The following is a 15,772-nucleotide window of genomic DNA, read 5'->3' on the forward strand; positions in this document are numbered from 1 at the left end:
GATTTGCGACGACGCATTTTTCTTGACGCTTGCCCGAAGCCAATTCGTTAATCTTGCATCAGGCAGCGGTGGAACCTGATCCACCCGGAGACATAAGCGACCGCCGCTGGGATCCACGAACGCTTAGCAAATAAGCAGCTTGGAATTTATCTCCGCGAACCGCTGCCGGCGTAGCATCGTCATGCGGATCGCCTGACAACAATAGACGGCGGTTCTGTTGACTGAGGTCGCCTCGTCTTTAGCTTGACTGCATCCCTTCAATTTCAGGCAGATCAAATTCCATGGGCAACCGTACCGCATCAATTATCGGAGCCATCGCAACCATCGCGGCCGTTTCAGCAACATCCGTGGCCGCGCAGACGCCGCCATCCGATACGATCCGCATCGGCTATCAAAAATCCTCGACGCTGACGGCCATTCTGAAAACCAACGGCGAGCTGGAAAAGGCGCTCGCGCCGCTGGGCGTCCGCATCTCCTGGCATGAATTCACCAGCGGCCTGCCGCTGCTGGAAGCGATCAACACCGGCAACATCGATTTTGGCGCTGACGTCGCCGATACCGTGCCGCTGTTCGCGCAAGCCGCCGGCGCCACGCTTGCCTATATCGCGGAAGAAGCCGCTTCCCCGTCGGCGCAGGCCATTCTGGTCGGCGCGGAATCGCCCATCAAGACGTTGGCCGACCTGAAGGGCAGGAAGGTCGCAGTGACGAAAGGCGCCGGCAGCCATTTCCTGCTGCTCGCCGCGCTCGCCAAATCAGGCTTGAGCTTCAAGGACATTTCGCCGGCCTACCTCACCCCGGCCGACGGCCGCGCCGCCTTCATCGGCGGAAATGTCGATGCGTGGGTGGCCTGGGACCCGTTCCTGACCAGCGCCCAGCGCCAGTCCAACGCGCGGGTGCTGTCCGACGGCAGCAACGGCCTTGCCAGCTACAAGCGATATTATCTGTCGTCGGCTGTATTCGCCGATCGGCGCGGCGACGTGCTCAATGCCATCTTCGGCAAACTCGACGAGACCGGTAAATGGGTCAAGGCGCATCAGGATGATGCGGCCAAATTGCTGTCGGGCCTCTGGGGCATCGATGCGGCGACGGTGAAGGAAGCCAACAGCCACCGTTCCTACAAGGTCGGAATTGTCACGGCGCCCGGCCTGTCCGAACAGCAACGCATTGCGGATGCGTTCTTTGCGGAAGGATTGCTGCCGGTAAAGGTCAACGCGGGCGATGCGAAGATCTGGACGCCAAAGCGCGACTGAGCGAGGCGCTGGCTAGAGAGGCGTTGCGGGCAGATTGCCTGTGGCCCATCCTTCGAGACGCCGCTTCGCGGCTCCTCAGGATGAGGTCTTGTTTCGCGACGAAATCCTAGACCTCATGGTGAGGAGCGCCGCCTTGCGGCGCATCTCGAACCATGTGGCCCCCGTAAGCGGGAGAGGGAGCGCAATCCCTTCGCGGCTTCTACGCCGCCTCGAACGCCGGAACCGGCAATGCGGTGACCGACTTGATCTTTTCCATCGCGAACCGCGAGGTTACGTTCTTCAGCGCGACCGCGCCGATCAGCTTCTTGTAGAAAAGATCATAGCTCCGCATGTCGGCGACCACGACGCGCAGCACATAGTCCACGTCGCCGGCCATGCGATAGAACTCGATCACCTCGGGCATGGCGCTGACGGCGGCGGCGAACTTCTTCAGCCACGCATCGGAATGATCGTCGCTCTCCACCGACACGAACACCGACAGCCCGAGGCCGATCTTGTTCTGGTCGACCAGCGCGACCTTGCCGGTGATGATCCCCTCCTGCTCCATGCGCTGGACGCGCTTCCAGCACGGCGTGGAGGAAAGCCCGACGCGCTCTCCGATCTCGGCTACCGACAGCGATGCATCCTCCTGAAGCACCCGCAGGATCTTGCGGTCGATCGCGTCGATGCGGCGGGGAACTTCCGAGGAAGCGGTAATGACGTCGCTCATGTGTAAAACTTTCTTCCAAATGCATTGCTCTCAACAATGCTATTCAGAAAATAATTCCACACAAGCCGGCTACCGTTTCGAAAATTGGTGCCACCAGAGAAAGACTTGCTGCGCGGACCGCCTTCCAGAGCAGGACGACTTTTGCTTGACTCGGTCTGGCCGCGAACTCGCTTCACCTCTCCCGCTTGCGGGGGAGGTCGGATCGCATCGAAGATGCGATCCGGGTGGGGGCTCTCTCCACAGTACGACTCGCGGCGACACCCCCACCCCAGCCCTCCCCCGCAAGCGCGGGAGAGGGAGCGCAGTCCCGTCGCGGCTGCTACTCGACCCAATCTCGCTGAAGAGCCTAAAGACCCGCGCCCTTGCCAATGGATCCGGAGAACGAGCGGTCGACGATGTCGGCGGCGTTGAGCTTCTGCTTGATCAGGCCCGAGCGGAAATAGAGGTCGATCGTTTGCTGCTCGTCGGCCACCACACCGTCATCGATCGGTGTGACGCGGATTTTCGCCCGACTCAACCAGTTCAACGGCACCGCGGGCGGAATGTTCATCAGTCTGCCCCACGTCTCCGCATAGGCGCTGACATTGGTCTGCGACCACGCCCGCGCGGCCGTCAGCCGCCCGACAAAATCTTCCAGTTCCGGCCGCTTGTCGCGGATCGCATTCGGCGTCGCGACCTGGAATCCCAGGCCGGGCGTCAGACCCTCCGCCGTGATCACGCGCCGCGACTGGAACAACACTTCCTCCTGGCTGACATAAGGCTCCCATGTCGACCAGGCGTCGACGGAGCCTTGCGTATACGCGACCTTGGCGTCCGATGGCGCGAGAAACACGATCTGGACGTCGCTGGTCGACCACCCCTTCGATTCAAGCGCGGCCAGAATCAGCTGATGGCCGACCGAGCCACGGCCGGTGGCGATCTTCTTGCCTTTCAGGCTTTCGAAGTCAGGGATCGGCGAGTTTTTCGGAACGAGTACCGCGAGCCCTTCGCGAGTTTGCCGGATCGCGGCGATGGCTTTCACGGGAACATTGGCGGCCGCAGCGAATGTGAACGGCGCGTCGCCGACCAGGCCGGTTTCGATCGCGCCCGCACTCAACGCTTCCAGTAGCGGCGCCGCGGCCGCGAATTCCTTCCACTCGATCTTGTACGGAACATCCTTGAGCACGCCGGCCGCTTCCATCACGGCCTGCGAATTGCCCTTTTGATCGCCGACCCGCAATGTGGTCTGGGCGTCCGCCGAGGCAATCGCACTCAGCAGCAGCCCCGCAATGAGAATAGAGCGCATCATTCTGCGGCCACTCCCCGAGCAACACTGCGCCCGGCAATCAGTTGACGCGTCAACGGGATCAGTTCGCGGCCGTAGTCGATGGCATCGATCAGGGGTTCGAAGCCGCGGATCAGGAAATGGCTGATGCCGAGATCGTAATAATCGCCGAACACTTCGGCGACCTGTTCGGGCGTGCCGACCAGCGCCGTGGTGTTGCTATTGGCGCCGGTGAGCTTTGCGATCTCGGTCCACAGCCGCTTGTCGATCCTTGTCCCCTGCTCGGCCAGCGCCAGCAGCCGTTTCGCGCCGGCGGTGGCATGGCCGTCCGCAGGCTTGCGATAGCCGGTCTTGTCCTGCAGCGCGGTGGCGCGCGCCAGAATTTCATCGGCCTTGGCCCAGGCCTTCTCCTCGGTATCGGCGAGGATCGGGCGAACCGAGAGGCTGAAGCGCGGCGTCGGCCGGCCGTGCTTGGCGGCAGCCGCGCGGACCCGCGACGTCACATCGCGCACCTGCGCATAGGATTCGCCCCACAGCGCAAACGTATCGGCATGCTTGCCCGCGACCTCGATTGCCGCGTCGGATCCGCCGCCGACGAAGATCGGAATCCCCTCGCTGCGATACGGTTTCAACTGCGAGAAGCCGTTCTGCACCTGATAATATTTCCCCTCATAGGTGAACGGCCTTTCGCTGCTCCATTCGGCGCGAACCACGTCCAGGAATTCGCTGGTGCGGGCGTAGCGTTCATCCTTGTCGTCGATGACGTTGCCGTCCTGCCGCAGTTCGGTGGCGTTACCGCCGGTGATGACATGCAGGGCGACGCGGCCGCCGGAGAGTTGATCGACGGTCGCAAGCTGGCGGGCGAGCAGCGTCGGCGCGGTGAAACCGGGCCGCTGCGCGATCAGGACGTTCAGTTTGTCGGTCACGCCGAGCACGTGCTGGCCGATCTGCAGACCGTCAGGCGTGGTCGAGTGAAACGCCAGCAGCGCGCGATCAAAGCCCGCGTTCTCATGTGCCTTGGCAACGGTCTCGACATAGTGCCGGTCGAGAATCGGGCCGTTCCGCACCACGGTTTCGGACGAATAGTTGCTGCCGATGTATCCGATGAATTCCACTGACATGAGCTTGCTCCAGAGTTCGGGATTGGTTCGCTGATATTCAGGCGCCGAGCGCCAGACGTCCGGCGTTGACGCGGGTGGCGTCGTCCTGCGGCGTGTGAACCCGCCCGCACAGGACATCGCGATAATGCCGCTCCAGCGGATTGGCGCGGGTGAGACCATGATTGCTGGTCAGCGACAGCGCGTCTTCGAGAATCGCGACTGCATTGTTGGTGACCGTGAGCTTGACGATGCTGGATTCGGACGCGCTGAGCTGCACGCCATCGTCGAAATCGCCGGCAAAACTGTCGATCAGGCGCGCGTTGACGGCAAGACGCGCCTCGATGCCGCCGACGATCTCCTGCACCCTCGGCAGCGTCGCCAGCGATGCGCCGAGGTTGGACGGCTTCCGGTTTTTCAGGAATTCGACCAGCCAGTCGCGCGCCGCACGGGCGACGCCGTCATAGATCGCGGCGACGAAGATCGCATGCACCACGGACTGGGTGAAATCCGGCACCCGCCAATCCTCGGGCGCGCGGACGTCGATCTCATGGTCGAGCGGGAACACGACGTCTTCGAACACGACGTCATGGCTGCCGCTGGCGCGCAGGCCAAGATGGTCCCACGTTTCGACAATCCGCGTGCCCGGCAATCCCGCGGGAACCAGGAACAGGCCGACGCGCGTCTCCGGCTCGTCGGTCTTCGCCCACACCGCATACCATTTCAGGATCGGCGCGCCGGTCGAATAGATCTTGCGGCCAGAGAGCCGCCATCCGGTCTCGGTCTTTCGCGCGGTTGTCGCCGGCAGCCCGCCGCGCGCGGGCGAGCCCAGATCCGGCTCGACCCGCAGTGCATTGATCAGCGCCACGCCGTCGATTGCTTCCCGTGCCAGCTTGCGCGACAGACGCCCCGGCCAGCGCGTGCTGCGTGCCATCACCAGATGCTGGATGTAGTGCATCGACAGCACCAGCGCGGTCGATGGATCAGCCTTGCCGAAGATGCCGAGGATGCGCGCGGTATCGAGCGCACCGGCGCCGTGGCCGCCGAGCGCCGTCGGTACGGTCAGCGCCAACAATCCCGCCTCGGCAAGCTCCTTGAAATTTTCATGCGGAAAACTGGCGTCGCGATCGTGCTGCGCAGCGCGCGCTGCGAACTCCGACGCGAGTGCCCGCGCGCAATCGTACGGCACCGGCGCGGCCTCCGCCGGAGACTCCTTGCGTATCGAGCTGTTGATCGCGCTCACCATGTGGCGTCCAATCCGAGCAGGCCGAGGATGTTACGGCGAAGCTCCGCCAGCCTGGGATCACCGCGGTGCCGCGGATACGGACGATCGACCGCGATGTCGGCCTTGATGCGCGCCGGACGATCGCTGAACACGATGACGCGGTTGGCGAGGAACAAGGCTTCCTCGACGTCATGGGTCACCAGCAGCGTGGTAAATCCCTTGCGCTGCCACAGCGCCACGATTTCGGCCTGCATCGTGATGCGCGTCAGCGAATCCAGCTTGCCGAGCGGCTCATCGAGGATGAGGATCTTGGGATCGTTCACCAGCGCCCGCGCCAGCGCAACGCGCTGCGCCATACCACCCGACAATTGATGTGGATAGGCATTGCGAAACTGCGACAGCCCGACGAGGTCAAGCGCGGCATCAACACGATGGCGCTGGGTCTTCAGGATGCCCTGCGCCTCAAGCCCGAGCGCGACGTTATTCCAGACGGTTCGCCACGGAAATAGCGTCGGATCTTGAAACACCACCACGCGAGACGGAAACGGTCCGGTGACGGGATCGCCGTCCTCGCGCAGTACGCCCGATCGCGGCGCCTCAAGTCCCGCGACCAGCCGCAGCAAGGTCGACTTGCCGCAGCCGGAGGGGCCGAGCAGCGCGATGAATTCGCCGGGCTTGACGCTGAAATTGACGTCGTCGAGCACCGGCAAGACGCTGCCATCGATGTCGAAGGCGTGGCTGATGCGTTCGACATCGAGCGAGGCGCCGACGGCCGGATAAGTGACCGCTTCGGCCAACGCATGCGCTACCATTTGACGACTCCCTTCTGCCAGATCAGCAGGCGGTCGCGCGTCCGGAACAGCAGCGTGATCGCGCCTGAGCACAGCAGCGACATCACGATCAACGCGGCATACATGTTGGCATACGCCGCCCAGCCTTGCGCCCATTGCAGATACCAGCCGAGCCCCGCCTTGACGCCGATCATTTCCGCGACGACCAGCACCGCAAACGACGAACCGAGGCCCATGAACAGGCCGACGAACACATGGGGAAGCGCCGCAGGAATCGCGACCTTCAGCACCAGGAACGACGGCTTCGCGCCGAGCGTCCGCGCCACGTCGTAATAGGCGTTGCTGACGCTCGCGACGCCGGACCAGGTCAGCACCGTGACTGGAAATCCGGTCGCGAGCGCGATCAGGAACGTGCTCGCGCTCCAGCTCGACGGGAAGGTGAAGAACGCGATCGGCAGCCATGCCGTCGCCGGCAACGGGCCGATGAACCGCAGCACCGGATGCACCCAGTAACCGACGCTGCGCGACCAGCCGATCGACACGCCCGTCAGAAAGCCGACGGTGGCGCCGATGACGTATCCGCCGAGCTGAAGCCTTACCGAGGCAATGATGCTGTCGAGCAATTTGGGCAGATCATCGGTGTAGACTTCGATGATGGATTGCGGCGGCGGGAAGAACGGCAGCGGCAGCCACCCGAACTTTGCGGTCGCGACTTCCCACAGCGTCAGGAACAACGCTGATACCAGCAGCCACGGCGCACGCCGTTGCAGGCCGGTATTGAACCGCCCGAGCCGGCTGCCCGCCACCGTCGCCAGGAAAATGGCGCCGGAGATGACGAAGGCAGCGGCGGCGAGCTGATGGGTGCGCGTCCAGTCGCCGATGTCCGGCCACCACAGGCACGAAATGCCGAACCCGACCCACGCCAGGCTTGCGAACACGCCGGTTCCGCCTGCCGGTAGGGAGAACGCCAGCGACAGCGGCCGCCCTGAAAGTGCTGCGCCTTCTTCCGCCGATTGCGCCAGCGCGACCGTCTTAGACGCCGAATACGTCGACATAGATCCGCTCCGCAAATTTCGCCGTGTCGGTGCTGGCCTTGAAGACTGAAACGCTCTTCAAATCGTCCGCATAGGCCTTCAGTTCCCGCTTCAACACTTCGCCGACGGGATGGTGATGATGGGTGTGGTAACGGACCATCGCCTGCAGATCCTGCAGGCTCGCCGTCTTGGGCGCGTAAGGCTGGAACGAAGCCGCGGCGACGTCAGGGTTTTGCGCAGTGAACATCGCGGCATCGAGCAGCGCCTGCGTGATGGCACGCGCGACCTGCGGCTCTTCGCGAACCAGGCTGCCGCGCAATCCGAGAATGCAGCAGGTCTTGTCCTTATATTCACCGTCGAGGTTGGACGCGACCTCCTTGTAGGAGCTGTCCTTCAGCCAGATATGGGCAATCGGATCGGACGCCAGGAACGCCTGAACCTCGCCCTTCTCGACGGCGAGCTGCAGCAGATTGCCGGGATAGGCGCGCCAGTCGACATCCTTGTTGGGGTCGATGCCCTGCTTGGCAAGCTGGATCGAAAAGAAGTTCTTGTCCGGCCCGCCGAGATCGCCGACCGCGACGATCTTGCCCTTGAGGTCGGTCAGCTTGTCGACGCCCGAATTGACGCGCGACAGCACCCGCATGCAGCCGCCATGGGTTCCAGCCGCGATCTTGACGTCGAACCCCTGCTCCAGCGGCTTCAGCCAACGCAACGCCATGCCGAGCCCCGCGTCGCTCTTGCCGGTCGCGATCGCTTCCAGCAACTGATCGGTCGAGCCGCTGTAGTTGATCAGTTCGACATCGAGATTGTGCTTCTTGAAGATGCCCTGGTCGATCGCCACTGGAACCGGCACGAGGCAGACCGCGCCGGCATTCCATGACAATTTCAGCTTTCGCGGCGCTCCTGATAGCGCCGGTGCATTGGACGCGGTCCTGCAGATCGGAAACTCTGAGAAATCGATGCCGGGTGTCGTTGCGCGGAACGGAAAGGCCTGCGCGCCGAACACGCCTAACGGCGCGGCCAAAGCCGCGGCAGCCCCGCCGCGCAGCAACGTTCGGCGATCCAGCCGCGTTACGTCGTTCTTTCCATCTCGTGACATCATGCACTCCTGCTCTCAAAACGGCATGGCGCCGCCGCCGGCGCAGCACGTGGATGCTGCGGCCCGTTATGTTCCACACTGGCGATCGGTTATTCGGTGCAATCCCCGCGAGACTCCGATCTCGCGCCGTTGATCTGACGTTCAAATGATGCGCGGCAGCAACGCCGTCGTCAATGAAATGGAATTTTGAATGTGAAATCGAACGGAGAGATTTTCTCCACGCTGATATCGCCCTGCGATGAAACGGTTTTCGCGCGCTCACCCGCCATGCAGCGACCATGCGTCAGTTCAATTCTGTTGAATTCGAACTGATTCAAGGCTCGCAGCAGACACCTTTCATCTTCGCGTGAGTAGCGAGACGATCATTGCCGGCACATCAAAATATTCAGTCAGCCATTTCATTGACTGCGCACCCGTCGCTCGTACGCTTGGTGCATCGCTGATTGCCTCACGCAATGCGGCGGATCACATCGGAAAGAACAAAGGCATGAACAAACTCGAATCAACACCGCGCATACGCATCCGCAGACTCGGCGCCACGCTGTTCGGCGCGGCGCTGGGGCTGGCGATAACAGCATCGGCCATGGCGGCAGACACCGTGACGCTGCGCGTCGGCGACCAGAAGGGCGGCAACCGTTCGCTGCTCGAAATCGCGGGATTGGCGAAGGATCTTCCCTACAAGATCGAATGGTCGGAATTTCCTGCCGCGGCGCCGATACTCGAAGCATTGAACGCCGGCGCGCTCGATGTCGGCTACACCGGCGACCTGTCCTTCCTCACCGTCTATGCCACCGGCGCGCCGATCAAGGCGATCGGCGGCACGCGATCCGACGCCAGCACGCAGGCAATTCTCGTTCGACAGGATTCTCCGATCAAGACGGCCGCGGATCTGAAAGGCAAGCGGCTGGCGGGAACGCGCGGCGGCTGGGGCCAGTTCCTGATCGACGCGACGCTGGAGAAAGCCGGATACAAGGTCGACGACGCGACCTTTGCGCCGCTCGGACCGGTCGATGCCAAGATCGCGCTGGTCGCCGGCTCGATCGACGGCTGGGCGGTGTGGGAGCCCTACGTGTCCTACGCAACGCTGAAGGACAAGGCCCGCGTCGTCGCCAACGGCGAAGGCCTGACGCCGACCATCACCTTCATCGTGGCATCCGATTCCGCCATCGCCACCAAGCGGGCGGCCGTGCAGGATCTCGTGCAGCGGCTCAACAAGGCGCGGCTGTGGTCGCTCGATCACCTGCCAGAATATGCCAAAAACACCTCCGAGCTGACCAAGCTGCCGGAAGACGTGCTGCTCAGCGCCTACACCGCGCAGAAAACCAGCCCGATCGTGATCGATGCCGCTATCGTCAAGGAAGTGCAGGCGGCATCCGACCGCGCCACCCGCTACGGCATCCTTTCCAAGACACTCGATGTCGGCAAGGCCGTCGATCGCAGCTTTACGGCGGCGGCCGCCGGATCGAACTGACACCAACGCATCGACCCGAACGAACGGGCCGGCATCCGGTGCCGGCCCTTACTTCCGACCAAGCGAGTACGCGCATCAGGTGACCGATGATTCAACGCAGCACGATCTATCCAATCAAAATGGCGGCAGTGATCGTCTGCCAGGCGGCGCTGCTGGCGATGATCGTCTGGGGTTTTCACTAAACTCTGAACCTCCCGGCGGAAGGCCACTCAACGAAACGTACTGGGCTGCATCAGACATGATCCCGCATTACACCATCCGGCATCTCGCGGGAGCGCGCGAGGAGCTCTCATGCTTCCGACAGCTGGAGGATGAGAGCGCGGCGCTGTACTTCAATATTGTGCACGGCGCGAAGGTCCAGAGGCGCTTCACCACAGAAAAATCGGGAGTGCCTTGCACGGACTACGTCCTGATCGCGCGCGAGGATGGCAGCGGCGGAGCCGTCAGGGAACGGGCTATCGCGCTGTTCGACGCCTCCTGATCAAGACTTTCCCAGGCGACCTCGGCGTGCCCGCTATCCCGCTGCCGCGACCTTTTGCGTCGGCGCGACGCTGACCGCCAGTTTGCCGTAGCGGTCTTTGAACGCCTCGGTGTCGATTTCCTCGAGCTGGATCGCGCCGCTCATCACGCCGGCCTTCCAGGCCTCGTGCTCAGGATCGTGCTGGAATTCCGGCATCACTTCCCTGGCGAATAATTCCAGCGAGTCGCAGATGTGCTCATGGCTGTTCTTGCCGGCCTGATTGAGCAGGATCACCTGATCGATGTGCGAGGAGCGGAAGCGCCGCAACTTCTTGCGGATAGTTTCCGGGGAGCCGATCAGGCCGCCACGAAGGGCTGCTTCCTGCGCCTCCGGATTTTCGCGCTTCCACTTGTTGTATTCGTCCCACATGTTGACGGTGCCGGGGTCGGGGCGCTGCCGGTTCTGCGACGCGCCGTAATAGCGCAGCGCGAACTGGAAGAAGGTCGCGCCATCGGCGCGGGCGCGCGCCTCCTCGTCGGTCTTGGCGCACATGAAGAACGACACCAGCGCCATGTTCGGGTTGATCTGGTAGTCCGCCAGCTTCTTCAGCCGCTTGGTGATCGCGTTGTAATAGGCGTGCACCCAGGCATGCGCCGCTTCCGCGCTGACGAACTGAAAGCCCAGCGCGCCAAAACCGTTCTCGCCGGCGCGTTCGATGGTCTGCAATTGCGAGCACGCCATCCACAGCGGCGGATGCGGCTTCTGCACCGGCTTCGGCACCACGTTGCGCAAGGGGATGTCGAAATACTTACCGTGATGCTCGGTGCCCACTTTGGTGAACATCGGAAAGATCGCGGCGACAGCCTCCTCGAACACCTCGCGCTTGGTCTCCATGTCGCGGCCGAACGGCGTCAGTTCGGTGATCGAGGCGCTCTCGCCCATGCCGAATTCGCAGCGTCCGTTGCTGAGCAGATCGAGCACCGCGACGCGTTCGGCGACGCGGGCGGGATGGTTGGTGGTGAGCTGGAAAATACCGTGGCCGAGCCGGATCTTCCTGGTGCGCTGGGAGGCGGCGGCGAGGAACGATTCGGGCGACGGCGAATGCGAATATTCTTCCAGGAAGTGATGTTCCACGACCCAGGCGTGGTCGTAGCCGAGCCGGTCGGCGGTCTCGAGCTGCGTCAGGGCATTCTGGTAGAGCCGGAGCTCATCGCCCTCTTCCCACGGGCGCGGCAGTTGCAGCTCATAAAAGATGCCGAACTTCATGACGTCGCTCCCGATTGTTGTTTTGTTGCAGTGTATTCGCCGCGCTGCCCAAGTCTAGCCTCGGGCATGAAACTCCAATTCCGCGCAGCGGAAGCCGGCTTGCATGGAACGCGCGAATGATTAGTTTGAGGGTCTGCCTGAGTCGCGGCCGATCACGGCCCGCTCGCCCCTCCGCCGAGACCAAATGACCACGTTTACGCCGCATCAGGATTCCGCGCTGAAGGCCGTTGCCGACTGGATGAAGGCAAAGCCCGGCAGGAACGGCACGCCGCCGGTATTCCGGTTGTTCGGCTTTGCCGGAACCGGCAAGACCACGCTGGCGCGGCACATCGCCGACGGCGTCGACGGCGAGGTGAAATTCGCCGCCTTCACCGGCAAGGCCGCGCTTGTCATGCGCAACAAGGGTTGCGACAACGCCTCCACGATCCATTCGCTGATTTACCGCGCCCGGGAATCCGGCGTCGAGCAGCCGAGTTTCGAACTGTGGGACGACGCGCCGGCTTCGAAGGCGAAACTGATCGTGATCGACGAGTGTTCGATGGTCGACGCCGAGCTCGGCCGCGACCTGATGTCGTTCGACTGTCCGCTGCTGGTGCTCGGCGATCCTGCGCAGCTGCCGCCGATCCAGGGCGGCGGGTTCTTTACCGATAGCGAGCCCGACGCGATGCTGACCGAGGTGCATCGCCAGGCCCAGGACGATCCGATCGTGCGGATGTCGATGGATATCCGCGAGGGCCGCGAACTCGAAATCGGCCGCCATGGCGAGAGCGAAGTGGTGTCGCGGAGCGAACTCGACCCGGACCGGGTGATGAAGGCCGATCAGGTGCTGGTCGGGCGTAACAACACCCGCCGCGCCTACAACATGCGGGTGCGGCAGAAACAGAACATCGAGGATCCGTTGCCGGTTGCCGGCGACAAGCTGGTCTGCCTGCGCAACAACCGCAAGAAGGGCCTGTTCAACGGCGGGCTGTGGCGGGTCAAGTCGCGCGCGCAGTCGAAATCGAAAATCATCACGATGCGGCTGTCGCCGGATGAGGATTTCGGCCACAAGGTGACCAAGGTCTCGGTGCGCGGCGATTGCTTTGGCGGCGCCATCGAGACCATCCCGTGGGAACAGCGCAAGCCTTATGACGAGTTCGACTATGGCTACGTGCTGACCGTGCACAAGTCGCAGGGCTCGCAATGGGACGACGTGGTGCTGTTCGACGAAAGTTTTGCGTTCCAGGACAGCCGCGCGCGCTGGCTCTACACCGGCATCACGCGCGCCGCGAAGCGGCTGAGCGTGGTGGTTTGATCTAAACAGTGGGTCTGCGTGCCCCGGATGCTGCGCAGCGCGAAGCGGTGCGCTGCTGATCCGGGGCCCATCAATCGCGACACCACCGCGGGTCCCGGCTCTGCGGAGCAGCGCCAAGAGCGCTGCACCGCGTCCGGGACACGATACCTACTTCTCCGCGACGAAATAAAAATCTTCCCTGCCCGGCGGCGAGCCGTAGGTGAAGGGCTGTTGCGCGCGCTTGGTCATCGTCCAGACGTCGTCGCGGACGATATCGAACAGTTTCCGCACCTCGACCTTGGGCGTCTTGAGTTCACGCGCCAGCACGGTTGCGAACGGGCTGTTGACGGAATCGCCGTCGAGCGCGGTCTCGCCGTGCTTGGCGGCGTAGACCACCATGAAGCCGGCCTCCGGCTCGATGTTGGAAAAGCCCTTGTTGACCAGCTTCAGCGCAATGGTCCGCTGCATGTTCTTCTCGAACGGATTGTCGCGGCAGGCATCTAATATCACCAGCCGCAGCTTGCGCGCGCCGGAAACCGCGGCGATCAACTGTTCGAGCGCCACCGCCTGCGTCTCCGCATCGCGGTCGGCGGCGAGCTTGGCGTCGGTCGGGATCAGATAGTTGACGCCGCCGATCTCCATGCCGTGACCGGCATAATAGACCACCGCCCAATCGGCCTTCTCGGCTTGCGTGCCGAATTCGTGCAGGGCCGCGAAGAACTTGTCGCGGGTGAGGTCCGGCGCCAGCGTCACGGTCGCAAAGCCGAGGTCGCGAAGCGTGGACGCGATCAATTTGGCGTCGCGCGCCGGATTGGCCAGCGGCTGCACGTTCTTGTAGGCGCTGTTGCCGACGATCAAGGCGACCTTGCGCGGGCCTGATGAAGCGGGGGCTGCGGTCGTCAGCGCCGCCAGGCGCTCCTTGGCGAAGCGGCGCGCAATGGCGGTATCGATGTCATCGAACTTGGTCAGGGCCGCGCTCGCCGCACGGTATTCGCTGCGCGCGCCCGCGAGATCGCCGCGCTTTTCGAACACCTTGCCGCGGTTGGCATGGGCGCGGATATTGTTCGGGTTGATCTTGAGCGCCTCGTTGTAATCCTTCAGCGCAGCGTCGAGGTCACCCTTTGCCAGATAGACATTGCCGCGGCTGGTCATCGCATAGACCGAATTCGGCGTGTGGACCAACGCCACGTTGCAATCCGCGATCGCTTCGTCGAACTTCCTGATCTCGGTGTAGGTGATGCAACGGTAGGCCGCGACTTGCGGGGCATCAGGATTGATCTTTTTCGCCTCGGCGAAATCGGCGAGCGCCGCATCGTATTGCTTGCGGTAGGTCTGCACGCGTCCCCGGTTGAAGCGGTGATTGTAGCGGCTGGCGTCGTTGTTCGCGAGCCTGACGGCGGAATCGAGTTCGGTGAGGGCGCGCTGCAGGTCGCCCTGACGCATGAAAATAAGCGCGCGATTGTTGTAGGGGCTCGAGAAATTCGGCTGCAGTTTCGAGCTCTGCGCGTAGTCGGCCAGGGCCCGCTCGTCCTCGCCCTTGCTGCTATAGGCGAGGCCGCGCATGTTGATGTATCCGGCGTTTTCGGGAACCAGATCGATCGCCGTGGTATAGGCAGCGATCCCGCCGTCATAGTCGCGCTTCTTGATCAGCGCCTCGCCGCGAACGGCGAGAGCGCCCGCCCTGGCTTTGGCGGGCAGCTTGTTGTCGGCAATGACGGTCTCGCAGGCGGCCAGCCTTGCGACCGGTTCCGCATCCTTATTCCGGCAGGTGTCGATATCGCCCGCCGCCCGCGCGGAGCCGGCGGCGACAAGCGTGACGATGACCAGGAAGAAGGTGCGCAACATCAGTGAAACGCTCCGGCGCATGATTTTTGGTCGCCGGAGGCTGCCGGCGGTTCATTTTGGGAAGCTGTGCGAGGCTTGGTCAAGCGTGGCCAAACATCGCGCCTAACGTGTTGCGCCATCGCGGTTTTATTCACGAACTCGTGTGTCGCCGGCTGTAACAAAACGCGCCCGGACCCGTATCTCGGCGTATCTGAGGGAGCTGCGCCGATTGCGAAACGCGGCTCCCGCTCTAAACTGCCTTCCAACAGCCCCAAGAGGAAACCATGTCCCCTCGCCGATCCAGCCGCCTTTCGCGCTGCGCCGCCGCCATCGGCGCGCTCGCCATTGCCGCGTTCGCCGCCACCCCTTCGCGCGCCGCGGAAGAAGCCGTGATCATCCCCCCGCCCGCCGCCGACGTGCAGCCGGCCAGCGGCCTGCAAACCGCGGTCCTTGCCGGCGGTTGCTTCTGGGGCGTCCAGGGCGTGTTCCAGCATACCGCGGGCGTGGTCAACGCCGTATCCGGTTACGCCGGCGGCACCAAGGCGACCGCCGACTACAATCTGGTCTCGATGGGAACCACAGCGCATGCGGAAGTGGTCGAGGTCAAATACGACCCGAACAAGATCAGCTACGGCAAGATCCTGCAGATCTTCTTCTCTGTCGTGCACGATCCGACCCAGCTGAACCGCCAGGGCCCGGACACCGGCACGCAATATCGCTCGGCGATCTTCACCACCAGCGACGAACAGAAAAAGGTCGCGGACGCCTATATCGCCCAGCTCAACGCCGCCAAGGTCTACAAGAAGCCGATCGTGACCAAGGTCGGTCCGCTGGAGGCGTTTTATGCGGCGGAGGCCTATCACCAGGACTACATGACGCTGCACCCGAACCAGCCCTATATTGCCTTCAACGACATCCCGAAGGTCCATAACCTCAAGAAGGTCTTTGCGAGCGACTACCTCGACAAGCCGACGCTGGTGAGCAGTGCGAAGGCCAGCAACTGAGGGAC

Annotated in this window: 14 protein-coding genes; 5 read left to right on the forward strand and 9 right to left on the reverse strand. The window is 63.1% G+C overall.

Features of this window, described 5'->3' with window-relative positions; translation table 11 throughout:
• Positions 1–281: 281 nt before the first annotated feature.
• Positions 282–1,250 (forward strand): aliphatic sulfonate ABC transporter substrate-binding protein, encoded by a 969-nt coding sequence (locus JQ641_RS24125; RefSeq protein WP_211998393.1) that lies wholly within the window; start codon positions 282–284, stop codon positions 1,248–1,250.
• Between the two features lie 199 nt (positions 1,251–1,449).
• Here JQ641_RS24125 and JQ641_RS24130 read toward each other — a convergent pair whose 3' ends face one another.
• The 7 genes from JQ641_RS24130 to JQ641_RS24160 all read right to left on the reverse strand — a co-directional run bounded on the left by JQ641_RS24130 (position 1,450) and on the right by JQ641_RS24160 (position 8,472).
• The gene (locus tag JQ641_RS24130; RefSeq protein ID WP_211998394.1) at positions 1,450–1,959 is read right to left on the reverse strand and encodes an Lrp/AsnC family transcriptional regulator; all 510 of its coding nucleotides are present in this window, start codon (positions 1,957–1,959) and stop codon (positions 1,450–1,452) included.
• A 346-nt stretch (positions 1,960–2,305) separates the two neighbouring features.
• Positions 2,306–3,247 (reverse strand): ABC transporter substrate-binding protein, encoded by a 942-nt coding sequence (locus tag JQ641_RS24135; protein WP_211998395.1) that lies wholly within the window; start codon positions 3,245–3,247, stop codon positions 2,306–2,308.
• Positions 3,244–4,344, reverse strand: a complete 1,101-nt coding sequence (locus JQ641_RS24140) for an LLM class flavin-dependent oxidoreductase (protein WP_211998396.1) — start codon at positions 4,342–4,344, stop codon at positions 3,244–3,246. Before JQ641_RS24140 ends, JQ641_RS24135 begins: the two co-directional genes overlap by 4 nt.
• A 37-nt stretch (positions 4,345–4,381) precedes the next feature.
• The gene (locus JQ641_RS24145) at positions 4,382–5,566 is read right to left on the reverse strand and encodes an acyl-CoA dehydrogenase family protein (RefSeq protein WP_211998397.1); all 1,185 of its coding nucleotides are present in this window, start codon (positions 5,564–5,566) and stop codon (positions 4,382–4,384) included.
• On the reverse strand, positions 5,560–6,357 hold the full coding sequence (locus JQ641_RS24150) for an ABC transporter ATP-binding protein (RefSeq protein WP_211998398.1): 798 nt from the start codon (positions 6,355–6,357) through the stop codon (positions 5,560–5,562). Before JQ641_RS24150 ends, JQ641_RS24145 begins: the two co-directional genes overlap by 7 nt.
• The gene (locus JQ641_RS24155) at positions 6,351–7,391 is read right to left on the reverse strand and encodes an ABC transporter permease (RefSeq protein WP_211998399.1); all 1,041 of its coding nucleotides are present in this window, start codon (positions 7,389–7,391) and stop codon (positions 6,351–6,353) included. The genes JQ641_RS24150 and JQ641_RS24155 overlap by 7 nt, the downstream gene beginning before the upstream one ends.
• Complete coding sequence (locus JQ641_RS24160) at positions 7,369–8,472, reverse strand: ABC transporter substrate-binding protein (RefSeq protein WP_502754985.1); 1,104 nt, start codon at positions 8,470–8,472, stop codon at positions 7,369–7,371. The genes JQ641_RS24155 and JQ641_RS24160 overlap by 23 nt, the downstream gene beginning before the upstream one ends.
• Before the next feature lie 484 nt (positions 8,473–8,956).
• On the opposite strand from JQ641_RS24160, the gene JQ641_RS24165 reads away from it, so the two are divergent.
• Complete coding sequence (locus JQ641_RS24165) at positions 8,957–9,940, forward strand: ABC transporter substrate-binding protein (protein ID WP_211998401.1); 984 nt, start codon at positions 8,957–8,959, stop codon at positions 9,938–9,940.
• Positions 9,941–10,178: 238 nt separating this feature from the next.
• Positions 10,179–10,421, forward strand: coding sequence for a hypothetical protein (locus tag JQ641_RS24170; protein ID WP_211998402.1), 243 nt, complete (start codon positions 10,179–10,181; stop codon positions 10,419–10,421).
• A gap of 33 nt (positions 10,422–10,454) precedes the next feature.
• On the opposite strand, the gene JQ641_RS24175 is transcribed toward JQ641_RS24170, so the two are convergent.
• The gene (locus tag JQ641_RS24175) at positions 10,455–11,666 is read right to left on the reverse strand and encodes an LLM class flavin-dependent oxidoreductase (protein WP_211998403.1); all 1,212 of its coding nucleotides are present in this window, start codon (positions 11,664–11,666) and stop codon (positions 10,455–10,457) included.
• Between the two features lie 184 nt (positions 11,667–11,850).
• Between JQ641_RS24175 and JQ641_RS24180 the strand changes: the two genes are divergently transcribed.
• Positions 11,851–12,960: an ATP-dependent DNA helicase gene (locus JQ641_RS24180; protein ID WP_211998404.1), complete on the forward strand. Its 1,110-nt coding sequence runs from the start codon at positions 11,851–11,853 to the stop codon at positions 12,958–12,960.
• Between the two features lie 147 nt (positions 12,961–13,107).
• On the opposite strand, the gene JQ641_RS24185 is transcribed toward JQ641_RS24180, so the two are convergent.
• Complete coding sequence (locus JQ641_RS24185; RefSeq protein ID WP_211998405.1) at positions 13,108–14,784, reverse strand: caspase family protein; 1,677 nt, start codon at positions 14,782–14,784, stop codon at positions 13,108–13,110.
• 263 nt (positions 14,785–15,047) lie between these two features.
• On the opposite strand from JQ641_RS24185, the gene msrA reads away from it, so the two are divergent.
• On the forward strand, positions 15,048–15,767 hold the full coding sequence (gene msrA / locus JQ641_RS24190) for a peptide-methionine (S)-S-oxide reductase MsrA (protein WP_211998406.1): 720 nt from the start codon (positions 15,048–15,050) through the stop codon (positions 15,765–15,767).
• Positions 15,768–15,772: the final 5 nt, after the last annotated feature.

The sequence above is a fragment of the Bradyrhizobium sp. JYMT SZCCT0180 genome, from assembly GCF_018130165.1.
Taxonomy (GTDB): Bacteria; Pseudomonadota; Alphaproteobacteria; order Rhizobiales; family Xanthobacteraceae; genus Bradyrhizobium.